Below are 23,403 nucleotides of genomic sequence, written 5' to 3'. Positions count from 1 at the left end.
TAATCATCAAGAGAACTGTAAAAGATGACGGATAATGATAACAATCGGACTGTCCCAAACGCGCTCCCGGTCGGGTACCGCTTCAACGAGTTTGAAATCAAAGAGGTGATCGGCGGCGGCGGTTTTGGCATTGTCTATCGCGCGTGGGATCACCAGCTCGAACGCACTATCGCTATCAAAGAATTTATGCCTTCCTCGCTCGCCGTGCGCGGCGACGACATGACCCTGGTGCTGCGCAGCGAGCGCTTTGGCAAAGCATTTTCCGCGGGCCTGAACAGCTTTATTCAGGAAGCGCGTCTGCTGGCGCGTTTTAACCACCCGAACCTGCTGCACGTGCTGCGTTTCTGGGTGCAAAACGACACGGCTTACATGGGGACGCTGTTTTATAGCGGCACCACGCTATCACGCCTGCGCGAAGAAAAACCGGAGCTGATCAACGAGGCCTGGATCCGCCGCACGCTGCCGATGCTGTTCGGCGCGATCAAGACCATCCACGACGAAGGCTATCTGCACCGCGACATCTCGCTGGATAATATTCAGATCCAGGATAACGGCCTGCCGGTGCTGCTCGATTTCGGCTCCGCGCGCCGCACCATCGGTAACCTTTCCGACGAAACGGAAACCATGCTGCGCCCCGGCTTTGCGCCGATTGAGCAGTACACCGACGACAACGAGAGCGAGCAGGGGCCGTGGACGGATATTTACGCCCTCGGCGCGGTGCTGCGTACCCTGATTGTGGGTTCTCCGCCGCCGGTCAGCGTGGTGCGCTCCATCCAGGACACCTGTAAGCCGCTGGTGGAAATCATGCCGCAGGGCTACTCCATTCCGCTGCTGCAGGCCATCGACCGCGCGCTGGCGCTGCACATGGAGGACCGTCCGCAGTCTATCGACGAATTCGCGGCGCTGATTGAGATGCCGGTCGCCGGGATCAACGACGTGCTCACCGCCAAAAAGACCGGCACCATGCTGGTTCCGGTTGAGGAAGAGAAGCCAGCTTCGGTGCTTGACTGGCGTCGCTATAAGATCCCGGGCATGGTTGCCGCGGGCGTGCTGGTGGGCGTTGTCGCCGGGGCGATGCTGTTTAGCGGTGGGAATGATGCGCCTGAGCAGGCTGCCCAGGCTCCGTTAGAGACGCGTCCGACAGAAACTGCCGCGAACGCGCCAGAGGTGAAGCCAGAAACGGCGACGGTGAGCGAGCCAGCGACGGCGCAACAGACGCCACCACCTGCCGACGCCAGCCCGGTCGCGCTGGTTTATATCCGTATCCAGGACGGTGAAACGCTGAAAGTGAACGGCGAACCAAAAGCGCTGCGTCCGGCGGCGAACGGCTATGCCTCGCTCAAGCTGCCAGCCGGTGAGTCGAAGATTGAACTGCAGGGCAACGGGAGAACGCGCAGCCAGACGCTGGATATCAGCAAGCCGGGCACCTGGCTGGTGAATCCGTAGAAATATAAACAGGAGAAACTATGGAAGTGTACGATCTTCGAAGCCAAAGGCTTCATCCAAAGGAATTCGAAAAGATTGTCTCTCCTGTTTATGCACGGAGCGACGTAGGGCGTGAATTTGTTGTGGTGCGCGGTGCTTTAAATCCATTTCACAGCATTGATGGTTTAACGTTGCGACGTCGCTTCGAATTTAATCCTAATGCCGTGTTTGATCCTCTCTACGCACAAAATCTTAGTAAAATTGAACGGTTAATTGACTCAGGAGAAGTCGTTTTAACAGACCACCGTCAACGGACAAAAGCCATATATCCCTTTTTCATCTCTGAGTCAGGAGAGTTGTTTTGTGTAGATGAGAAGATGTACAGCTCAGCTTTCGTGAGTTACATCCTCGAACGTTACCGAAACAATGTCGCTCTATTTGGAAAACCAGCCCCAACGCGTGATGCTTTTATTCCCTTGACTGCTCACTATGGGCCAGGTTACTGGAAAACTGTGGAAGATGATTATCATGGCACAAAAAATGTTGTGATCATGGCGATTAATCGTCTGACGAGCATGGGGGATGAGGGAAGAGTATTTGGATCGGACGGTAAAGATTACATGAATACGTCGCGCGACAAAATCCAGCGCTGGACAGCACTACCCGCAGACCTGGACGGAGTATCACGCGCGTTGATATCTGAAAAATCTGTAATTAGACGATTCGGAGAACAACGATCCATTTATCAGAAATACCTTGAGAGCGATGATGCCTGGGCAGTAAGTGGTAAATCATGGCAATGGATACCTGGAGTCAGAGAAGAGGATTATGAATTTAAAAAATAAATTATGGTATTTCTGGGGATGCATGGATGTACTGGCTCTTTTGCTTTACTCGATAAATTCACTTCGCCAGAACAGGATCCCCTTCATTTCAGATATAATCGCGTTCACAGGGAACTCAGATGTCATTTCAGGAGGCGGTTACAGCTTTATCGTAACCCTCTTTTTTATATTTGATTTGCTTTTGTTGCTTTCTCTTTTTGCTTCGGCCTGGCTGTTTTTTAAGAGAAAAAATGTTGCGATTAAGTTTGCCCTTATTCAGGAAGTCTTTCGTCTCATTTCATTCAGATGTTCGGTTTCTCTTTTCCCACTTCTGATAAGTGTGTTTGGTATTTCAAATGTGTGGGTGAATTTAGGGTTGTTTGTTATCTCGGAGTTTCTGAAGATATATTCTCTCATTTACGTAATGGGCAAAAGAGAAAAAACTCATTCACTTTGATATATAAATGACGCTCATGCATAGATGCGAACCTCTTTTCTGAATCGCATAAGCAATATGGAATAAAGATTATGCTCAACCGAATTACCGTTCAGCTCCCGGTGGAGGGGCTGCTGTTCTGGAAACTGACGGGCCGCGAGGCGATGTCCGAATCGTTCGCGCTGGCGCTGACCGTGCTAGGCACGGACGCACGCATCGACCGCAGTAAGCTGCTGGGCCAGCCGGTCACGGTGACCATCCCGACGCAAAACCTGCTGACCTCCCGCTATATTAACGGCAAGATTACCCGCGTGGCGGTCAGCGCCGTTGAGCTGACGGGCACCCGCTATGCGGTGTACCAGCTGACGGTGGAGCCGGACCTGTGGCCAATGAAGCGCGACCGTAACCTGCGTATTTTCCAGGGGCAGACGGTGCCGCAGATTGTGAAAACCCTGCTGGGTGAGCATCAGGTCAACGTTGAGGATAAACTCACCGGCAGCTACCGGGTGTGGGACTACTGCGTGCAGTATCAGGAGTCGAGCCTGGACTTCATCAGCCGCCTGATGGAGCTGGAGGGGATTGCCTATCACTTCCGCCATGAGGCGGACAAGCACACGCTGGTGCTTACCGACGCCGCCACGCAGCATCAGCCGTTCAGCGGCTACGAGGTTATTCCTTACCACCAGACGCCGTCCGGCGGCAGTACGGACGAAGAGGGCATCAGCCAGTGGGCGCTGGAGGACAGCGTGACGCCGGGGATTTACAGCCTCGACGACTATGACTTCCGCAAGCCGAACGCGTGGCTGTTCCAGGCCCAGCAGAACCCGGCGTCGCCGAAGCCGGGCAGCATCGACGTGTACGACTGGCCGGGTCGCTTTGTCGACAAAGGGCACGGGGAGTTCTATGCCCGTATTCGTCAGGAGCGCTGGCAGGTTGAGCATCAGCAGATTCAGGCCACCGCCACGGCGGCGGGGATAGCGCCGGGGCACACCTTCACGTTAACCAACGCGCCGTTCTTCAGCGACAACGGGGAGTATCTGGTGACGGCGGCGGGCTACCACTTTGAAGAGAACCGCTATGCCAGCGGCGAGGGGGAGACCATTCACCGCACCGATTTCACAGTCATTCCGTCGGCGGTGGTGTACCGCCCGGCGCAGTCCACGGCGTGGCCGCGCACCTACGGCCCGCAGACGGCGAAAGTGGTCGGGCCGAAGGGCGAGAGTATCTGGACGGACAAATACGGTCGCGTGAAGGTGAAGTTCCACTGGGACCGTCTGGCGAAAGGCGATGACACCAGCTCCTGCTGGGTGCGCGTGTCGAGCGCGTGGGCAGGCCAGGGCTACGGCGGGGTGCAGATCCCGCGCGTCGGCGACGAGGTGGTGGTGGACTTTATCAACGGCGACCCGGACCGTCCGATTATTACCGGGCGCGTGTATAACGACGCAAGCATGCCGCCGTGGGCGCTGCCGGCTGCGGCGACGCAGATGGGTTTTTATAGCCGCAGCAAAGATGGCCATAAAGACAATGCCAATATTCTCCGTTTTGAAGATAAAGCCGGTCACGAACAGATCTGGATCCATGCAGAGAAAAATATGGATACGGATATTGAAAATTCTGAAACCCTTGATGTTGGTGTCGATCGTAGAAAAAACGTCGGACAAGATGAAAATATTACGATCAAGCGGAACCTGAAATCAGAGGTAGGAAATAATGAAGCGCATAATATTGGTAACAAGTACGTTATAAACGTTGGGAAAGATCAAACCGTTTTGACCATGGATAAAGAAGGTAACGCGCTGCTGGAATCTGTGACCACGATTAAACTTAAAGTTAAAGACAACTATATTCTGATCGCCCCGGATACCATTGAGATTCACGTAGGCGAAGGCAACCTCAAAGCAGAGGCTGTGGAACAGGCCATCTTCAAAGGTAATGAACTTACGAAACTGGGTGATGGTATTAATACCGAGCTCAAGGCAAATGATACGGTGAGTATAACGGGTACCAACCTGACCGATATTAAGGGCGCGATTGTAAAAATTAACAGTTAATCTGCGTACAGAGAACGCTATTATGGGAAAACCAGCCGCCAGAGCGCGCATTGATTCCAGCGCACATACTGGCTCAATTCAAAGCGGAAGTCCCAACGTCATTATTGGCGGCTTTCCGGCGGCACGAAAAGGCGATCCGCTTTCATGCTCTCAACATGGTCAGGGAAGTATTCTCAGCGGTTCAACAACGGTATTTGTGAACGGCTTACCTCTCGCCAGGGAAGGTGACAAGACGGTTTGCAATACCTCAGCGACGCCTGCGGTCGCAACCACTCAACCCGCACCTCCGCAATATTGGGGAGGGACGGCGGCGAAGGATGCGGGTAAAGATGGTGCTATACATGGTGATGTTTACGACGCCCGGGTGCTCGGCGCCTATGCAAGTCTGGAAGATAAATCCGGCTTTGGAAAACCCGATACGGCATCAGCCGGATTCGCGCTTGCCGATATTACGGTCGGCAATACAAAAAGCCAGGATAAATATAAAGGCGAGGTGCGTACAAAAGTAGGGGTGGCGAATGCCAGCGGCACGTTAGTGACCGACCGGGCCGATTACGGGGCTATTAACCTCAATGCCAACGCCACCGCGATACAATATGGCGCCTCGGGAAGCATCGGAAAAGAAGGGGAGCAATATGGCGGCGTTGGCGGGGATGTTTACCTGGCAACCGCTGAAGCGAAGGCCGTCAGTGAAATGTACGGCGGTAATAAAGGGCGTTATGGTTTTAATGTTGAACTTGGCGCAGAAGCTGCGGCGGTCAAAGGAGAGGCGACGGCTAAAGCCGATTTTTATGGCGTAGTCGTTGCCGATGGCAAACTTTCAGGGAGTGCAGGGAGCGCTGGCGCTTCTGCTGGCGTGGGAACCTGGATTGATAGCACGGATTATTCATTTAACCTTAAGGTGTCAGGTGAGCTTGCAGTGGCGCTCGGTCTGGGAGGGGATGCCAGTATCAAATTTGCGCTAAAACCGATCCTTGACTGGATTTATGACGATGATGAAAGTAAGCCGTCTCCAGCGGCGGGCAGTGGCGATGGTGTGATTAAGACGGGCTGTGTTACAGTCCTGATAGGAGATTAAAATGTGTAAATGGGGAACGTTGTGATGCATTGGTTTTTCTTTCTTCTCTTTATGATTTGGACACTAGTGCTAATCTGGAATGGAAAAGATTTATTTAACAAAAAACAGTGGCTCCTGGCGGGGTTGATGTTCGTTCTGGTGTTAGTGGCTACGGTCGTCATTGGCTTTACGTTGAAATGGCTTGCTCAGTCAATGTCATTGTTTTCCGTCGCAACGGCCAAACAGTATTCTATCATTCTCTCTATGTCTTTCCTGTGCGTCTGGGGATTAAAGGTCACCGTAGTGCTGCTCTGTACGCTATTTTCCGGGATTATGGGGGGGCACAAAAGATACAATGCGGACAATTATGAAAAATTATCGTCTATGACACGTGCCGTGGCGCCTGGCTTACTTATCTTTGCTAAAAGCTTAATTAGCTTCGGAAGCTTCCTTATGTTTTCAGGGTTATGGCTTAAGTAAGCGTGACGAGTGAGGTTGCATAATGGTTACTGAAAAAACGTATCTTTTTCCTCTTGAGATGAAAGACCAGGAAAAAGAGATTCGGGAAAATTTCTGGAAATGTCTCTATACCTCTGCAGAAAAAGAGATGCTTCACTACTGGCTGCTGTTACCAAAGAATGTTAAGCCAGCAGAAATAAAGCCAGTCACGTTTCAGGAGGTTGGACTGACGAACATCGGCAGATATATCACCGATGACACCGGCCCCTATATTGAAGTCTGGGCGGCATACGAACACTGCCAGTGGGAGATGAATGCGTCAGATTGGCTAATCAACAAGCTCGATTTAATGGGTGAGAAAATATTGAACCAGAGGATAATCACGCATCCTTCAGGAAGTGGGAAGTTTGCGGATATCCTGTCCATTAAAACGATGCCCTCGGGTGATGAGGTCGTTTCACGGTATACGGTGCAGAAGGATTATAACCCAGTAAGTGGGGGTGGGAATTACTTCCTTTTGAAAACGACTTGTGCTTCTAAGGATTACAATACGACTGCCGATACTATTTTCCTGATTGCTATCAACTGGGATTTGATGCATCGCAGCAATTTGATGCTTTCAGAACTGTTGAAAACAGTCAGCCTGAGCAACAAAAATGACAGTGGTTTTAAAATTCCGGATTCATGGCAGGTGCGTACGCTGGATGATAATCGTCTGGTAATTGAACACACAATAGGTAACGTCAACCATGGAGTGATTAATTTCTGTCTTTTCCGTCAGGCTGATTATCCCTCTGCGCAGGCTATTTTCGATGAAGCAACCGCGCGCTTTAACCGCCACGATAGTGCGGTCTCTCTTACGACATCGAACATTGCCAGCATCCCAAATGATATCAATCCCACGTTTACAGGCGATCTTTATAGCTGTACGGGAGAGGTAGTCAGTGCTGCTGAGAATATCAGGGCTTATTACGACATGCGTATTTTTAAAATTAATGGTTTATGGTGTTACGTTGAGATGGTTGGGCCTCATCGTAATCATCGGAATTATTCTTACGAAGCCAATAAACGATGCATGGAAATCATTCTTTCTACATTTCATATAGAAAAATTGTGACTTCACAATATTAATTTAATGCCTTCCAAACAAAGCCACATAAAATGTGGCTTTGTTTTGTTGCACAGGAAGAATATCTTACCGCTACGCATTGTCATATCAACAGCATAGCCGCCAGCGTATTGAAGATGAGTTAACTTCTGGCACTGAGATTAGTCCATAGTGGAATAAAGATTATGCTCAACCGAATTACCGTTCAGCTCCCGGTGGAGGGGCTTCTGTTCTGGAAACTGACGGGCCGCGAGGCGATGTCCGAGTCGTTCGCGCTGACGCTGACCGTGCTCGGCACGGACGCGCGCATCGACCGCAGCAAGCTGCTGGGCCAGCCGGTCACGGTGACCATCCCGACCCAGAGCCTGCTGACGTCCCGCTACGTTAACGGCAAGATTACCCGCGTGGCGGTCAGCGCCGTTGAACTGACGGGCACGCGCTATGCGGTATACCAGCTGACGGTGGAGCCTGACCTGTGGCCGATGAAGCGCGACCGCAACCTGCGTATTTTCCAGGGCCAGACGGTGCCGCAGATTGTGAAAACCCTGCTCGGTGAGCATCAGGTTAACGTTGAGGATAAACTCACCGGCAGCTACCGGGTGTGGGACTACTGCGTGCAGTATCAGGAGTCGAGCCTGGACTTCATCAGTCGCCTGATGGAGCTGGAGGGGATTGCCTATCACTTCCGCCATGAGGCGGACAAGCACACGCTGGTGCTCACCGACGCCGCCACGCAGCATCAGCCGTTCAGCGGCTATGAGGTCATTCCTTACCACCAGACGCCGTCCGGCGGCAGTACGGACGAAGAGGGCATCAGCCAGTGGGCGCTGGAGGACAGCGTGACGCCGGGGATTTACAGCCTCGACGACTATGACTTCCGCAAGCCGAACGCGTGGCTGTTCCAGGCCCAGCAGAACCCGGCGTCGCCGAAGCCGGGGAGCATCGACGTGTACGACTGGCCGGGTCGCTTTGTCGACAAAGGGCACGGGGAGTTCTATGCCCGTATTCGTCAGGAGCGCTGGCAGGTTGAGCACCAGCAGATTCAGGCCACCGCGACGGCGGCGGGGATTGCGCCGGGGCACACCTTCACGTTAACCAACGCGCCGTTCTTCAGCGACAACGGGGAGTATCTGGTGACGGCGGCGGGCTACCACCTCGAAGAGAACCGCTATGCCAGCGGCGAAGGGGAGACCATTCACCGCACCGATTTCACGGTTATTCCTGCGTCGGTGGCCTACCGTCCGGCACAATCCACGGCGTGGCCGCGCACCTACGGTCCGCAGACGGCGAAAGTGGTCGGGCCGAAGGGCGAGAGTATCTGGACGGACAAATACGGCCGGGTGAAGGTGAAGTTCCACTGGGACCGTCTGGCGAAGGGGGATGACACCAGTTCCTGCTGGGTGCGCGTGTCGAGCGCGTGGGCAGGTCAGGGCTACGGCGGGGTGCAGATCCCGCGCGTCGGCGACGAGGTGGTGGTGGACTTTATCAACGGCGACCCGGACCGTCCGATTATTACCGGGCGCGTGTATAACGACGCGAGCATGCCGCCGTGGGCGCTGCCGGCTGCGGCGACGCAGATGGGTTTTATGAGCCGCTCTAAGGGTGGCTCCGTGGACAACGCCAACGCCCTGCGCTTTGAGGATAAAGCGGGCGCAGAGCAGGTGTGGATCCAGGCCGAGCGCAACATGGACACAAGCGTTAAAAATGATGAAACGCACAGCGTCGGCGGGGCGCGCAGCCATTATGTGAAGAAAAATGAGCTGCATCGTGTGGAAGCGAACCAAACTCAGGCGGTGAAAGGCGGAACCGAGATCCTGACGGGGAAAGGCAAGCTGGATGCGGCGGTCGAGCAGTATGTTATTGCTTCCGGGACGAAGCTGCGGCTGGTCTCAGGTGAGAGCGCTATTGAGCTGAACGCTAACGGCAAGATTAACCTGATCGGCAAAGAGTTTAACTTCTTCGTGGAAGGGGATGGTTATATCACCACGGGCGGTAAGCTGCATCTGAATACCTCTGGCACCAAACCGGGCACAACGGCGCCGGGGTCAGGGCATAAAGGGGATATTGATGCGGCGGTGCAGGCGAAGTTTTCGCCGCAAGAGAGCGCCAGTCGTCCTGCCCCCGCTGCGGCTCCAGCAGCAGGCCAATCGAAAACTGCTCCAGCTTCGGCGTCAACAACAGCCCCGCCTTTGAAAGGGAATTATGTTTATAAAAATAATCCGAATAGCTCAGACGTTATGCCTTTCAATGATGATGTTGTTAAACAAATCAACAAGTCACCGACCCTTCAAACTCAGCTAAAAGATTTGAAAGACAAGGGATGGGCGATTCAACCAGGAGCGGCTGGTGGGGGAAGTTATGCTGAGGCGGATAATAAATTGATCGTTATGGATCCTGAACACATGGAAGACACGGCCACGACGGTACAAACTTTAGCTCATGAAGCAGGACATGCCACATATCCTGTTGCTGCAGATTATTCGAGTAAAGAAAACTTCATTAACAGCCAGCTAATGGATGAAGGTGGTGCAACCTTGAATAATATCAAAATACAGCGTGAAATTCTGGGGAATGGCGGTATTGATATTGATATAGCAGGAAGCCCGGAAAATCTCAAAGCTTACAATGCAGCCTATGATAAAATGGTAAGTGGAGAGCTGTCGCGGGTTGACGCTGCAAAAGCTATAGGTAAAGTCTACGGTAAAGGCGAAATAGCTTCGGGTACCGATCTCAATTACAGCGATTATTACGGGGGTTTCTATGGTAAGTAGAATGACAAAAAATACCATCCTCTTTTTGCTCCCACTATTTTCAACTTTTTCTTACGCAGGACAAACAAACATGAACCAAGATTCGTTATGGCATATTGTTAAAGAACTCAAAACAGTCTGGGGAAAACAGACCGAGGATGTCAGTAAACTTTTCCATCAACCACTGGTCCAAAAAAATCCAGAAGTGAAAGACCGTTATACGTCAGTTCCATTCACATTATCTGATGGAACGCGTATCAGCGATTTAGATGTTCGTTTATGGGGAAACGGAGATAATAGCGTTTCACTTGTCTCGTTTGTAATCGAACAGCCTTGCATTACGCTCGAACAAGTCAAAACTCATTTCCCTGATGTTAAAATTTCTAACATTCCTCGTGGGAATACCGCAGGACAATCTGTTGGATACCGAACCGTTACTGATGAGAGAGGACTTGCATGGGCATTTAGTTTTCCGGTGATGAACCAGGAATGCCTAAATAGAGTCGTTATGTCGCGTTACGATCGTTAATAAGTGTTGTGTTTTCATGCCGGCACGGGTATTTCGCTGCCGGTTTGCAGCATCCGTGAAGAGCGTAATTTACATCAAGTCAGTGACGTTTAACGTGAAAAAACACACGCCCATATTTCTTTGTTTTTCCCTGATGTTAAGTTGTCTGAGTAGCAATGTGGTTTTGGCAGAGGCTATGCCGCCCGTTCTGACAAAACAGGATTTTTCCGTGAAGGTCAAAGACCAGCCCATCGCCCTGGGCGACAGATGGACTCCTGATATTGCCTGTAAAATTGAAATGCCAGTGGAAGGCAGTTTTACCGGTGAGGTTCCTTTTGACGGAATGAACTATAAATTCTTCCAGCATCAAAGGGCTGGGTTAGAAATATTCAGTTCCAATCTCTGGTGGGATAAAGCGGAAAGAAGCGTTGATGATTATATCGTGTCTCAAATTACGCTGACTGACCAAGGCTTCGCAACGCCGCGTGGTATCCATGTGGGTTCAACGAGAGAGGAACTGAACAGCGCATACGGTACCGGTCAGGTCGACAATGATTCGGGGGAACAGTGGATTACCTACGAGTTGGGTAAAAAAGCGCTCTCGTTTGAGATGAAAGACGGCAACGTTTTGAAAATAAGCATGAATTACAACAATGGCTGTTCAGAGTAATTTATGACCAAGAAATATTTGGCAGTCGTCTTGTTCACCGCTTTATTGGCAGGCGTCGTTGAAACGTCATCGGCGCTTGAATTATCGCAATACACTAAGCTCAATACGGTTAGTCGCATCGTTAATGATAGCGAAGTGACAGACAATCTCAGGAAGACGCTGGGAAATCATTACCAGACCTTTATTGATAACTTTGATGTCTTCGGGGAACCGCATACCACCCCAAGTGGCGGATTGTTTGTTGAAGGCTGGCTAAAGGATCTCTATCAGGAGAACGCGTCCGCGCTGGTCATTAATCCTGACGGCAAAATCTTTGCGGCCTGGGTGATTCCGGAGTCGGACGTTATTCATTACCAGTCTTCTGATAATAGCCCGGTTATTCATGCCGATATTCTGCAGTGGGCCGCCAGATTCAATGCGAAGCATTTTGCAACGAACAGCCAATCAGGCCTCGCGTTTGACGGAACTTGGGCCGGCGAATTCGAGAACGACTCAACGTTAACCCTGCGTTTAGCTGAATCAGGTAACCGTATCACAGGCTCCTATTGCTATATCTCCCAGAGAGGAAACCGCATAGATTGCCCGGAAGATGATGAGCAAAATCTTAGCGGTGCGATCGTTGGCAATCGTGCCAGCGTTGAGTTCAACTCATCGTTTGGCGGCGTAGGCGGACGAGCTGTTCTGGAAATAAAAGGGAGTGCAATGGAATGGCGTTTAGTCACTCCTCCTCAAAAAGGAAATTATTATGCACCGCTGCGTTATACGTTACGTAAAGCCGCATCGGTTTATAGCGCTGAAACCAGAAAACTGGACACCGAAAAATTCGCTATTTCTCTTATAAACACGTGCGGTCATTTTGATAGCGAATGTGACGAGATGGTTTATCTCGGCGTGCGCAAAAGCGATAACAGTACCATCTCATTAAAGGGAAAAACGCTGCACGATCCAGCAGGTAAAATAATTGGTTCAACATACAAAAATGGCGAAGTCGCTTACACCGTGACGTACGCACCCGTGAAATTGGTTGTCAGCAAAGGCAACCATGTTTTAGTTGAACAGTCAGGCCAGTGGCTTAAATAACTATACAGCCAGCCAAAGGGCCAGCATGTATTGGCCTCTTTTGTTTCTCATCATATTAATCATCCCGAGTTCACTTATGAAATACACCCTCCAGGAAGGTTCGTTTTCCCTATTTCCTGCTGCCTGGCAGGATAACAGCATGAACATTATTCGCGATGACGAAAGCGGGCTATCCGTGGTGGTCAGCCGCGGCGTTATCCCGGACGGCAGCGACTACGAACAAGAGTTTCATCGCCAGTGGGACGTGCTGCGTCCTCAGATGGGTGAGATAGCCCAGAGCGAATTCCGGAACGTAAAAGCCGGTCCTGATGGAAAAATCAGCGGACTGGAAGTCGAGACCACCTTTGACCGTAACGGACAGCGCCTGTGGCAAAAACAGCTTGCCGTTCAGACGCCGGGCAAACCGGTATTGATGATTTTTATCCTCTCGGCATTAAGAACATTCACCGAAGAGGACGAGGTGCGCTGGAGCGCGCTTAAGCAGAGTCTGACGCTAAACGACAACCGGAATGTGTAAGGCATGAGCGATAACAACGCGGCTCGTAAGGGCGACGAGATTATTCACTCCAGCATTTTTGCTGACATCACCAGCATTGTGGCGGAAGGTGCCGCCTATGCGGTGATTGGCGCGGCGGTAGGGCTGGCGGCAACGGCTGCCGCGCCTCTACTCGGTGCGGGTGCTGCTGCCGCAGGCGTGGCGGCAATTGGATCCAGCTGTTTGTTAAGCGGGATTATCGGTGGCGTGCTGGCGAACGTGGCGGGTATTACCGACGATATCAGCAACGCCGCGGAAGGATTAGGCAATGCGCTTTTCCCACCGTCACCTGCGGGTAAAATCACCACCGGTTCAAATAACGTTCTCACCAATGCTATCCCCGCCGCGCGCGCGGCAGGCACGCTGACGCCCGCCGATACCCCTTCCCCTGAGCCGCAGTCGCCGGGCAGCTTTGCCGATTACGCGGGCATGCTGCTTTCCGCCGCCGGACAGTTTGGCAGCGAAATGTGGCAGCCGAGCGTGGCTTCTGCCGCCGCGGGAACCTCGCCGCTGGAAGAAGATAAGGTGGCGTGTGAAAAACACTCCGGGCCGCAGTACCTGGCGGAAGGCTCTAAAAGCGTCTTTATCAACGGGCAGCCCGCGGTGCGTGCGAAAGATCGCACCACCTGCGAAGGCACCGTTTCCGACGATGTCTCCCCGAACGTGATCATCGGCGGGGACACGCTCACGGTCCGCGATATCAAAAGCGGTAAAACGCCGGGCCTGGCGCTGGGGATGATTGCGCTCTCCCTGCTGCGCGGGCGCCCGGGCAAGATCCTCAAAAACATGCCCTGCGCGCTGGCAGCGGCCGGCGGTGGGATGCTGGCCGATATGGCGGTGAATGCCGTGTTCGGATCCTCGCACCCGGTTCACGCCGCCACCGGCGTGAAGGTGCTGAATGACGACGACGAACTCGATTTTTCCTTGCCGGGGCGCTTCCCGCTTCGCTGGCAGCGCAGCTACAACAGCCTGACCACTCGCGAAGGGCTGTTCGGTCTGGGCTGGGCAACCACCTTTGACAGCTATCTGGCGCTGGAAGAAGACAACGCCACCTGGTTCGACGAAACCGGGCGCGAGCTGAGCTTCGGGCTGCCACCTGTCGACCGCGCGTTTTACAGCATCAGCGAAGGCATCATTATCCGCCGCAATGAGAGTGGCGACGTGGCGATTGCCGACGATGACGGCGCGGTGTGGCGTCTGTATAAACCAACCCGGGTGAATCCCTCCATCCTGCGTCTGGCCTCCCTCAGCGATGAATACGGCAACGCGCTGCTGACGGAGTGGGACGAGCACGGCAGGCTGGTCGGCCTGCACGACGAGCCGCGGGCAATCGACGTCACCCTGCGCTATGAAGATGAACGATTCCCGCAGCGCGTTACCGCTGCCAGCCATTTCGACGGCAACCAGACCTGGCCGCTGATGCACTGGGGCTACGACGCGCGCGGCCAGCTGGCGAGCGCGACGGATGCCTCCGGCGTGGTGACGCGTGAATACCGCTATAACGACCACGGCCTGATGGTCTGGCACCGGATGCCGGGCGGTCTGGAGAGCGAATACCGCTGGAAAAAATTCGATCACTGGCGCGTGGTGGAAAACCGCACCAGCACCGGTGACGGTTGCCGCTTTAGCTATGATTTAGCAGCCGGGCTGACGACCGTCGAACACTACGACGGTCAGACGCGCCGCCACTACTGGAACGCGCAAAATCTGATTGTCCGCTACGTTGACGAGCGTGGTGAAAACTGGTGCTACGAGTGGGATGAGAACGAACTTCTGACGCGTCGCATCGATCCGCTCGGAAATGCCGTCACCTTCGTCTACGACGAAATGGGCAACCGGGTTCAGGAGATCGACGCCGACGGCAACACCCGCACCACCACCTGGCTGGAACACCGCGCGCTTCCTGCGGCCATTATTGAGGCCGACGGCAGCGCCACCCGGTTCTGGTACGACGAACACCACGGGCTGAAGCGCGTGGTGGATCCGATGGGGCAGACGACGCTGCTGCGACGGGATGAGTTTGGCCAGGTTGTAGAAGAGGTCGATGCCGCAGGCAACAGCCGCTATCAGGAGTACAACGAGGCCGGGCAGATCGTACGTACGACGGACTGTTCCGGGCGTATTACCCGCTATCGCTATCACCCGCTGGGCTGGCTGGTGGCTGAGATTAGCGCCGACGGTGAAGAGACGCGTTACCGCTACGACGCCGCAGGGCGTCCGGTGCAGCTCGACCGCCCGGAAGGCTGGACGGAGTCGCTCAAATGGAACGAACGTGGCCTGCCGGTGAAACATGCGGGCGCCGACGGGAAAGAAAGTGAGTTCAGATACGATGAGGCCGGGCGCTTAACTGCCACCCGTAATACCCAGGGTGAAGAGGTCCGTCGCCGCTGGGACAGCCGCGGACGTCTGATTGCCCTTGAAAACGAAAACGGCGAAGCGTATCAGTTCCACTGGGGCGCGGACTCGCTGCTGCTGGAAGAGGTGGGGCTGGATGGCGTAGCCTCGCAGTATCGCTATGACGCCTGCGGGCGCACAATAGCACGCACGTTTGCCGCCGGTCATCCGGAGGCCATCACCCACGCCTTCGCCTGGAGCGCGAGCGGCCAGCTGGTCGCCCGCACCACGCCGGAAGGGCAGACCCGCTATCACTACACTCCGTCCGGGCTGTTAAGCCGGATTGGGCTGCACCCTGCGCTTGCAGCCGACGCGTGGACCACCGAGGCTGAGCAGGAGCTCGCCTTTGACTATGACGCGCTTGGTCGCGTGACGCGCGAGGCGGGCGAGCACGGCGAGCTGGCGTGGGAGTATGACGCGCTGGGCAACCGCACCTCCGTCACGCTGCCCGATGGTCGCGAGCTGAAGCAGTTCTACTACGGCAGCGGGCATCTGCTCAGCATTGCTCTTGATAAGCTCTCGGTTTCCGATTTTACGCGCGACGAGCTTCACCGCGAGACCAGCCGCACCCAGGGGCTGCTGACCACCCGCCGCGAATACGACCGCCTGGGCCGACTGCATCGGCGGGACGTCTTTACCGGCAACGCCCAGCGCCCGTCGCCGCGCCGCTGGTCCCGCCGCTGGGATTATGACTACCGCAATAACCTGGTGCGGGAAGAGCGGGACGATAACCCGTTCAGCTGGTACCGCTGGCAGTACGACAGCGCCGGGCGTCTGCTTGTTCAGGACGGCACGCTGCCCGGACAGGAGCAGTGGCGCTGGGATGCTGCCGGTAACCCGCTTGAAGGCTCTGCTGAGAAGGTCACGCACAACCGCCTGACGCAACTGAACGGCATTCGCTGGCGCTATGACATCCACGGCCGTACCGTGGAGAAGGATAACGGCCAGACCCGCTGGCACTACCGCTATGACGGCGAGCATCGCCTGACGGAGGTCATCAGCCAGCCAAGGGACCGCAACAGGCCGCAGACGCAGGTCAGCTTCCGCTACGATCCGCTCGGGCGACGCATCAGCAAAACGCGACGCCAGATGCTGGGCGGACAGCCAACCGGCAAGCCAGTCACCACCCGGTTTGTCTGGGAAGGATTTCGCCTGCTGCAGGAGGTGCACGGAGATGTGCCGCTCACCTACGTCTACAGCGATCAGGACAGCTATGACCCGCTGGCGCGTATTGACGGCGTTGATGCCCCGGAGATTTTCTGGTTCCACTGCCAGCCGAACGGCACGCCGGAGCGGATGACGGATATCGAAGGGCAGGTGCGCTGGGAAGGGGTGAACAGCGCCTGGGGCAAGCTGCTGCGGGAAAGCGAGACGCAGGTATCAGGATATTCTCAGAACCTGCGCATGCAGGGGCAATACCTGGACCGTGAGACAGGGCTGCACTACAATCTGTTCCGTTATTATGACCCGGACTGCGGAAGGTTTACGCAGCAGGACCCGATAGGGCTGGCGGGGGGGATAAACCTTTACCAGTATGGTGCAAATAGTCTAACGCGAATAGACCCTCTGGGATTAAAACAAGAGGAAGTTATACGCTATATGAGTAAAGATGAAGCGATTGCATCAGCTTCTGAACGCGGTGGTAAAGGCGGATTGGTCCCTAACAATCGTGGTGATAAAGCCATATGGGTTAATCATGATAGTCGACCAGGATTTAACCCTGGAAATGAAAAGTATCGTGCAGTTATGACCGTCAATGACTCTGGGGTTGAGCTTCTTAATCAACATAGTGATATATCAAAAGTTGATTACAAAGAGACTGGGCTGAAAGATGGCGTTCTATCAAAGAGAAATGAACCTGGAGCAAAGGGCATCGGTAAAAATATCCTTTCTCGTTTTAATGATAAAATCACTTCATTCCAGATTGAAAAGAAAGATGCTAAAGGTAATTGGAAGAAATGTGGTAAGAGGATTACTTAATGATTTTTGAAATGTATCTACATAAAATTGAACACTTTACTAATGCGAGAGCAGAGATTGAAAATTTTGGAAATTATGTCTATGTTCAGGATGAACCGGATCTGTTTCCCATTTGTTTTAAAAAAGAAAATGGGAAGCATGCAGAGTTGAGTCGTTGGCAAACTTGCTTTCCTAAAGTTATGTTACAGCGTACTTTAAAGAAGTTAGACTTAAGTGAAGATGAAAAGTATACCTTTGAAGTTTTCCTTTCCCGATTAGGTTATCTATTTCAAATAGATAACCGACAGCGTATAGACAAAGATATCTTTATCTTGTTTTATATGTATCAACTCTTTTCTTTAAAAAATAATAAAGAAGATTATGTAATAAAAGCAAAAAGCTTTTTTTTAAGATTTTTGTGTTTTGAAATGGGCATGGATGATGAGTCTTATAATTTGCTATGCATTACTAATGATGGACTCTGTATAAATACTCTTCGGCATGGTAAAGTATCAGTATTGTCTTTGCTTGAGCAATTTTATGCGCAATTTGAAAAACAGAAAAACTTTAAAGATCTTAAATATATAAAACTCTATCAAACATCGGTGTTGAATTTCTTGTTTGTTGCGGATGACGGTAATGATCGCCTGTTTTTTAATGATAAAAATTGCTATCTTATCGAACCTGATAACTTTATCAAAACATATAAAAAATCCAAAAAAATAATATATAGAGCTTTGGAACAGTGTTTTGACAAGTATCAATCAACAAAGAACTTACTAATATCAAATTTCATTCTAATGAATTATTCGTATTATATTGTCAGAAATAATTTATCAGATCTCAAAAACCTAAGAAGGCATGTTTCTTCAGATATGTTTAGGCAAATAATTTCCTCTATAGCGTACAGAGGTTTTTTTGTGGATGAAGAAGAAATATTTAAGTTATTTTCTCATGAATACAAAATTAGCCTTGAAAATGAAGGTCGAATGCTATTTAATTTAATATATTCGATTTAAGACGTAATGTTTAAACACAATCGGGGGCTTTAGGTTTTGAATATTCAAACCGACGCTGGCCCTCGATACTCGAAGGCCAAGGTATGAGTGGTTGAGAATTTTACGGTTTGTTCGTTGTCAATTGAAAACTACATATACCTCATATCGTGCCTTAGTGGATGTGTCTATTAATAGTACGGATTATTTGCTTAACCAAAAGCATTATATGATCTTTTATTAGTATTTGATATTCTACGTTCTGCCTAATAAGCCGCTGACGAGTGTGATGGCATTTGCTGACGAGTCTGACAGGTAACTTAAGCTCAAATGCTATTTTGTGGGGCAAAGATTGGCTTGAAAAAAATTGGATTAATGTAAAATGGCCGACAAACTTACAGTAGTGTCAGGAAATGAAAAACAAAAAAAGTGGCCTAAAGAAGGCGATGTTTTTTACTTTCAGTTAAATGATGGTCGATTAGGCTATGGTATGGTCTCCCTGGGTAAAATAGATATCGGTCCATTCAAAAATGCTATAGTTATATATATATATGACTATTTTACATCTTCACTTCAAGAAGATGCTGTATTGGCAAAAGATAATTTGCTATTGCCACCAATTATTACTAATAATTCATGTTGGAAAAACGGTTATTTCGTAACGTTTAAAACTATCGAAACGAGCGAAGTGGATATTTTACCACAACATTATTTTAAAAACCCTGTCAGAAATAAAATATATAATCAGCATGGAGTGGCAATTGACTCACCGACTGAGAATATACCAATCGGTGAAGAGTCGATTCAATTCTATAAAAGCGTTATAAAATCTTTAGAAAGCTTTGTTAACTAATGGACTAGGCCGGGGAGATTTTTCCGGCCTTTTGCTTACGCAATGAGAAAAATCATAAGCATACAAACAGATACTGCCACATTAGTTATTTATGATTTGATGTCATTAAAGCATAGAATTAATGATGATGTAGATTGGTGGAGTCTTCCAGAAGATGAACTTGAAGAAATAATGGGAATGTATTATTTATCAATCTTGGAAATGATGGTGCCTATAAAGTCCATATTAAAAGTGATGTTGATGAATATACCGGGTCGCTATTTTTAAATGTACCTTCTGGAAAGGTTTTCATTGGGGCGGGAGAAGATGTCACCGGCGGAGATCTTGAGCCTGATGACTCAGATGCTATTTCAGGTGAGTTTATTACTTTAGAACCTGGTAGTTACGAAGTTAAATATAAAAAGCAAGATTCAGATGTTCTAATTTCCTTTGCAAAAGCAACGTGTATTGAAAACTCATTAGAAGAGGGGGTTTATCTCTGATGAAATCCTCGCCTTGAAGTGGGTTTTTCATCAAAAAACAAATGTTAAACAATTAGTTCATTATGTAGCCATTTTTAACAATATACTTTTTCCCTTATGCACGCAGCTTGCTTGCTTTTTCGCGCCTTGCTTACCTTTTCCCTCCATAAACTTTCAATATACTCGCGACGAACAACTCCAACCTGAGAATATCCCCCGGTGGCTGCTGACCATCCGCAGCGAGTACGACCGCCTCGGCCGACTGCATCGCCGGGACGTCTTTACCCGCAATGCCCAGCGCCCGTAGCCACGCCGCGGGTCCCGCAGCTGGGATTACGACTACCGCAATAATCTGGTGAGGGAAGAGCGGGACGATAACCCGTTCAGTTGGTACCGCTGGCACTACCGCTACGATGGCGAACATCGCCTGACGGAAGTCATCAGCCAGTCGCGGGATCGCAACAAGCCGCAGACGCAGGTCAGCTTCCGCTACGATCCGCTCGGTCGCCGCATCAGCAAAACGCGCCGCCAGATGCTGGGCGGACAGCCGACCGGCAAGCCGGTCACCACCCGGTTTGTCTGGGAAGGATTTCGCCTGCTGCAGGAGGTGCACGGAGATGTGCCGCTCACCTACGTCTACAGCGATCAGGACAGCTATGATCCGCTGGCGCGTATTGACGGCGTAGATGCCCCGGAGATTTTCTGGTTCCACTGCCAGCCGAACGGCACGCCGGAGCGGATGACGGATATCGAAGGGGAGGTGCGCTGGGAAGGGGTGAACAGCGCCTGGGGCAAGCTGCTGCGGGAAAGCGAGACGCAGGTATCAGGATATTCTCAGAACCTGCGTATGCAGGGGCAATACCTGGACCGTGAGACAGGGCTGCACTACAATCTGTTCCGGTATTATGACCCGGACTGCGGAAGGTTTACGCAGCAGGACCCGATAGGGCTATATGGTGGGTTAAATCTTTACAGCTATGCTCCTAATCCATTAGGTTGGATAGATCCGCTGGGTCTATGTAAGAGAGGGGATCCCAATGCAACTGAGTCTATATTTAGGGTTCAAGGGGGAACGCCACCAAATGCAAGTCGGGTCAGAATCAAATTAGATTCTGCTAATAACCCAAAAATTCAGCGTGGAACCTTAAATATCAGTATTGGAGATAGCTCGCATGCTCAACATTTCCTTGATATTAGAGGTGGTAATGCAGAAATTGTCTCCTTTAAAGTTCCTAAGTGGATGGCGGATTTCATAGAAGAAAGTGCAATACCTCAGGCCGGTTATCGTACTAATCCGTTAAATCAAGGTGGGTTAGCTCCTAAGCGTGTCGATCCGACAACGCCAAGTAGATCGTATGAATTACCATCAATATGGGCAGAATGGCTTGAAGAAGTAGCGATTCCAGACTCGGGGAATGTAAAATAGGTTACTATATGAATGTTAATAAAGATGATGAACTCCTTGTAATAGTAAAGAACGAAGGAAGATTTTATTGGTTCGTTGCCTTTAAAGAAATGTGGGTTTTGGACAGAGTTAAATGGGTAGACGATTTTGTGAAAAACGGGGTAGAAATAAACCTACAGGATATCCATAAGGAAAGATATGACATACCAGTAGTAAATGAAAAAAACGCGCAGATATTCATTGATAACTTAATTAAAGATGGTTATTTATACGATAAGGATGATATAGCTGAGGCGTTTTACAATAGGCTTTCAGAAAAAACAACCTGGTGGGATATATATGATCTAATGCCGGATTTATTTATAGACTTTGAAAGTAAGCGACTATATTCTGAATATGTTGAGAGTATGCATTATCACAAATATGTTCCTGATGGTTGGTTCGGCGAACTTGTTGATTTCTGCAGTGATGGATCGTTACCTCAAGATGAAATGTTCTGGATAAAAAATGAAACAGATTATAGGAGCGTCGTGATCGCCAAAGCGTAAAAATATACTTTCGGCATGTCAATTTTAGACTATGTAATGTTAGATTCAACACGTTAATTAGTCCTTGTATTAAATGAACAAAAGCCGTTACCAGCCGTTTTGACAAACTTCAATGAACTCTGTGAAAAAGTATATTTGTCTGCACCTCCCCAAGGGACTTTTTTTATTGCTTAAAACTCACTCTTCCAAGGGAAGTCGTCATTGTTTGTAGCTATGCGGTAAAAAACGGCTGGCATGATTGGTTTTTTCCTACGATGCATAACGTGTTGTCCCAATCCTGACCCGCGTATTAAGATTAAAATACACATAAACGTTATAACAATACCGGGGGGCAAAAGAGGAGCTGCATAAGCGGTTCCAACAAACGACTAAAAAAACTGATAGGCAAAAGATGAGCACGGTTTACATTGTCATTATGACCTATATAAAACCATTCGAAGAAATCGATGCAGCGATACCTGCTCATGTTGAGTGGCTAAAAAAGGGTATGCAGAGGGGATTTTCCTGGCGTCCGGTAGACGGATCCCAAGAAACGGCGGTGTCATTCTCGCTAAGTGTGAGAGTCTTGCCTCTCTTGAGGAGCGCTTACGCGAGGATCCTTTTCAGAGGTTAAAGCTTGCGACTGTTGAGATCATTTCTTTTGAACCCAGCATGAAAACAGAACTATTGGAAAATGTGTTTTAACCCCGCAATAAAAAATCCACGCCAAAGCGTGGATTTTTTTCATTCAAAACCAATCAAACGTTAAACAGGAAGTTCATCACATCGCCATCTTTAACGATGTAATCTTTCCCTTCCGCACGCATCTTGCCTGCCTCTTTCGCACCTTGCTCACCCTTGTAGGTGATAAAGTCTTCAAACGCGATAGTCTGCGCGCGAATAAAGCCTTTCTCGAAGTCGGTGTGGATCTTGCCGGCCGCCTGAGGCGCAGTCGCACCCACAGGAATCGTCCACGCACGCACTTCTTTCACGCCAGCGGTGAAGTAGGTCTGCAGGTTCAGCAGCTCGTAGCCCGCGCGGATCACGCGGTTCAGGCCCGGCTCTTCGAGACCCAGCTCCGCCATGAACTCTTCACGGTCGGAGTCGTCCAGCTCGGCGATGTCGGATTCAACGGCAGCGCAAACCGCCACAACCACAGAACCTTCCGCCGCTGCGATTTCACGCACTTTGTCCAGGTACGGGTTGTTCTCAAAACCGTCTTCGTTAACGTTGGCGATGTACATGGTTGGCTTCAGGGTCAGGAAGCTCAGGTATTTGATCGCCGCTTTGTCTTCGTCAGTCAGGTTTTTCAGCGCGCGCAGCATGCCCGCGTTTTCCAGCTGTGGCAGACATTTTTCCAGCGCAGCCAGTTCCGCTTTCGCGTCCTTGTCGCCGCCTTTGGCTTTCTTCTGCACGCGGTGAATCGCGCGTTCGCAGGTGTCGAGGTCAGAGAGCGCCAGCTCGGTGTTGATAACGTCGATGTCGTCCGCCGGATCCACTTTGTTGTTAACGTGAATGATGTTGTCGTTCTCGAAGCAGCGCACTACGTGGCCGATCGCTTCGGTTTCACGAATGTTGGTCAGGAACTGGTTACCCAGACCTTCGCCTTTGGAGGCACCTTTTACCAGGCCCGCGATGTCCACGAACTCCATGGTGGTTGGCAGAATGCGCTGCGGTTTCACGATTTCCGCAAGCTGGTCCAGACGCGGGTCCGGCATTGGCACCACGCCGGTGTTCGGTTCGATGGTACAGAACGGGAAGTTCGCCGCTTCGATACCCGCTTTGGTAAGCGCATTAAACAGGGTGGATTTGCCCACGTTTGGCAGACCGACGATACCGCATTTGAATCCCATTTCTAAATCACCTTAATATCTTGATAATCAATCCGTTAACGATAACCGATTGA

At 50.9% G+C, this 23,403-nt stretch carries 17 protein-coding genes and 2 pseudogenes; 18 read left to right on the top strand and 1 reads right to left on the bottom strand.

What is annotated here, in order from left to right; all coding sequences use genetic code 11:
- Positions 1 to 24: 24 nt before the first annotated feature.
- From HBM95_13175 to HBM95_13090, 18 genes and pseudogenes are all read left to right on the top strand, one after another.
- Entirely contained in the window at positions 25 to 1,446 is a 1,422-nt protein-coding gene (locus HBM95_13175) for a protein kinase (protein ID NIH43879.1), read from the top strand.
- A gap of 20 nt (positions 1,447 to 1,466) precedes the next feature.
- Positions 1,467 to 2,270 (top strand): hypothetical protein, encoded by an 804-nt coding sequence (locus tag HBM95_13170; GenBank protein ID NIH43878.1) that lies wholly within the window; start codon positions 1,467 to 1,469, stop codon positions 2,268 to 2,270.
- Complete coding sequence (locus tag HBM95_13165; GenBank protein ID NIH43877.1) at positions 2,254 to 2,706, top strand: hypothetical protein; 453 nt, start codon at positions 2,254 to 2,256, stop codon at positions 2,704 to 2,706. The genes HBM95_13170 and HBM95_13165 overlap by 17 nt, the downstream gene beginning before the upstream one ends.
- Before the next feature lie 71 nt (positions 2,707 to 2,777).
- A complete protein-coding gene (gene tssI / locus HBM95_13160) occupies positions 2,778 to 4,736 on the top strand; it encodes a type VI secretion system tip protein VgrG (GenBank protein NIH43876.1) in 1,959 nt (652 codons plus the stop codon).
- A 22-nt stretch (positions 4,737 to 4,758) separates the two neighbouring features.
- Complete coding sequence (locus tag HBM95_13155; GenBank protein NIH43875.1) at positions 4,759 to 5,814, top strand: flagellar biosynthesis protein FlgH; 1,056 nt, start codon at positions 4,759 to 4,761, stop codon at positions 5,812 to 5,814.
- Between the two features lie 9 nt (positions 5,815 to 5,823).
- The gene (locus tag HBM95_13150) at positions 5,824 to 6,273 is read left to right on the top strand and encodes a hypothetical protein (protein NIH43874.1); all 450 of its coding nucleotides are present in this window, start codon (positions 5,824 to 5,826) and stop codon (positions 6,271 to 6,273) included.
- A gap of 22 nt (positions 6,274 to 6,295) precedes the next feature.
- Positions 6,296 to 7,369, top strand: coding sequence for a hypothetical protein (locus tag HBM95_13145; protein ID NIH43873.1), 1,074 nt, complete (start codon positions 6,296 to 6,298; stop codon positions 7,367 to 7,369).
- A gap of 176 nt (positions 7,370 to 7,545) precedes the next feature.
- Positions 7,546 to 10,131 (top strand): type VI secretion system tip protein VgrG, encoded by a 2,586-nt coding sequence (locus HBM95_13140; GenBank protein NIH43872.1) that lies wholly within the window; start codon positions 7,546 to 7,548, stop codon positions 10,129 to 10,131.
- Entirely contained in the window at positions 10,121 to 10,639 is a 519-nt protein-coding gene (locus tag HBM95_13135; GenBank protein ID NIH43871.1) for a hypothetical protein, read from the top strand. The genes HBM95_13140 and HBM95_13135 overlap by 11 nt, the downstream gene beginning before the upstream one ends.
- Before the next feature lie 82 nt (positions 10,640 to 10,721).
- Positions 10,722 to 11,288 (top strand): hypothetical protein, encoded by a 567-nt coding sequence (locus HBM95_13130; protein NIH43870.1) that lies wholly within the window; start codon positions 10,722 to 10,724, stop codon positions 11,286 to 11,288.
- 3 nt (positions 11,289 to 11,291) lie between these two features.
- On the top strand, positions 11,292 to 12,368 hold the full coding sequence (locus tag HBM95_13125; GenBank protein ID NIH43869.1) for a hypothetical protein: 1,077 nt from the start codon (positions 11,292 to 11,294) through the stop codon (positions 12,366 to 12,368).
- A 76-nt stretch (positions 12,369 to 12,444) separates the two neighbouring features.
- Positions 12,445 to 12,885, top strand: coding sequence for a DUF1795 domain-containing protein (locus tag HBM95_13120; GenBank protein ID NIH43868.1), 441 nt, complete (start codon positions 12,445 to 12,447; stop codon positions 12,883 to 12,885).
- Positions 12,886 to 12,888: 3 nt separating this feature from the next.
- Positions 12,889 to 17,277, top strand: coding sequence for a type IV secretion protein Rhs (locus HBM95_13115; protein NIH43867.1), 4,389 nt, complete (start codon positions 12,889 to 12,891; stop codon positions 17,275 to 17,277).
- On the top strand, positions 17,277 to 18,275 hold the full coding sequence (locus HBM95_13110; GenBank protein NIH43866.1) for a hypothetical protein: 999 nt from the start codon (positions 17,277 to 17,279) through the stop codon (positions 18,273 to 18,275). The genes HBM95_13115 and HBM95_13110 overlap by 1 nt, the downstream gene beginning before the upstream one ends.
- A gap of 358 nt (positions 18,276 to 18,633) precedes the next feature.
- On the top strand, positions 18,634 to 19,104 hold the full coding sequence (locus HBM95_13105; GenBank protein ID NIH43865.1) for a hypothetical protein: 471 nt from the start codon (positions 18,634 to 18,636) through the stop codon (positions 19,102 to 19,104).
- Positions 19,105 to 20,097: 993 nt separating this feature from the next.
- A pseudogene (locus HBM95_13100) lies at positions 20,098 to 20,589 on the top strand (type IV secretion protein Rhs).
- 410 nt (positions 20,590 to 20,999) lie between these two features.
- Entirely contained in the window at positions 21,000 to 21,518 is a 519-nt protein-coding gene (locus HBM95_13095) for a hypothetical protein (protein NIH43864.1), read from the top strand.
- Between the two features lie 391 nt (positions 21,519 to 21,909).
- Positions 21,910 to 22,202: pseudogene (locus HBM95_13090) on the top strand (hypothetical protein).
- 53 nt (positions 22,203 to 22,255) lie between these two features.
- Here the strand turns inward: HBM95_13090 and ychF are convergent.
- The gene (ychF, locus tag HBM95_13085) at positions 22,256 to 23,350 is read right to left on the bottom strand and encodes a redox-regulated ATPase YchF (protein NIH43863.1); all 1,095 of its coding nucleotides are present in this window, start codon (positions 23,348 to 23,350) and stop codon (positions 22,256 to 22,258) included.
- Positions 23,351 to 23,403 lie beyond the last annotated feature (53 nt).

This window comes from Enterobacter asburiae, assembly GCA_011754535.1.
GTDB classification, from domain to species: domain Bacteria; phylum Pseudomonadota; class Gammaproteobacteria; order Enterobacterales; family Enterobacteriaceae; genus Enterobacter; species Enterobacter cloacae_N.
The sequence above is the reverse complement of the archived record's forward strand: the minus strand, read 5'-3'. Positions and strand labels throughout refer to the sequence as shown.

Coding starts and splice junctions, on each gene's coding strand:
- HBM95_13140 (NIH43872.1), top strand. CDS start 7,546: ATGCTCAACCGAATTACCGTTCAGCTCCCGGTGGAGGGGCTTCTGTTC.
- HBM95_13145 (NIH43873.1), top strand. CDS start 6,296: ATGGTTACTGAAAAAACGTATCTTTTTCCTCTTGAGATGAAAGACCAG.
- HBM95_13105 (NIH43865.1), top strand. CDS start 18,634: ATGGCCGACAAACTTACAGTAGTGTCAGGAAATGAAAAACAAAAAAAG.
- ychF (NIH43863.1), bottom strand. CDS start 23,350: ATGGGATTCAAATGCGGTATCGTCGGTCTGCCAAACGTGGGCAAATCC.
- HBM95_13125 (NIH43869.1), top strand. CDS start 11,292: ATGACCAAGAAATATTTGGCAGTCGTCTTGTTCACCGCTTTATTGGCA.
- HBM95_13095 (NIH43864.1), top strand. CDS start 21,000: ATGAATGTTAATAAAGATGATGAACTCCTTGTAATAGTAAAGAACGAA.
- HBM95_13175 (NIH43879.1), top strand. CDS start 25: ATGACGGATAATGATAACAATCGGACTGTCCCAAACGCGCTCCCGGTC.
- HBM95_13165 (NIH43877.1), top strand. CDS start 2,254: ATGAATTTAAAAAATAAATTATGGTATTTCTGGGGATGCATGGATGTA.
- HBM95_13155 (NIH43875.1), top strand. CDS start 4,759: ATGGGAAAACCAGCCGCCAGAGCGCGCATTGATTCCAGCGCACATACT.
- HBM95_13170 (NIH43878.1), top strand. CDS start 1,467: ATGGAAGTGTACGATCTTCGAAGCCAAAGGCTTCATCCAAAGGAATTC.
- HBM95_13120 (NIH43868.1), top strand. CDS start 12,445: ATGAAATACACCCTCCAGGAAGGTTCGTTTTCCCTATTTCCTGCTGCC.
- HBM95_13115 (NIH43867.1), top strand. CDS start 12,889: ATGAGCGATAACAACGCGGCTCGTAAGGGCGACGAGATTATTCACTCC.
- HBM95_13110 (NIH43866.1), top strand. CDS start 17,277: ATGATTTTTGAAATGTATCTACATAAAATTGAACACTTTACTAATGCG.
- HBM95_13150 (NIH43874.1), top strand. CDS start 5,824: ATGGGGAACGTTGTGATGCATTGGTTTTTCTTTCTTCTCTTTATGATT.
- tssI (NIH43876.1), top strand. CDS start 2,778: ATGCTCAACCGAATTACCGTTCAGCTCCCGGTGGAGGGGCTGCTGTTC.
- HBM95_13135 (NIH43871.1), top strand. CDS start 10,121: ATGGTAAGTAGAATGACAAAAAATACCATCCTCTTTTTGCTCCCACTA.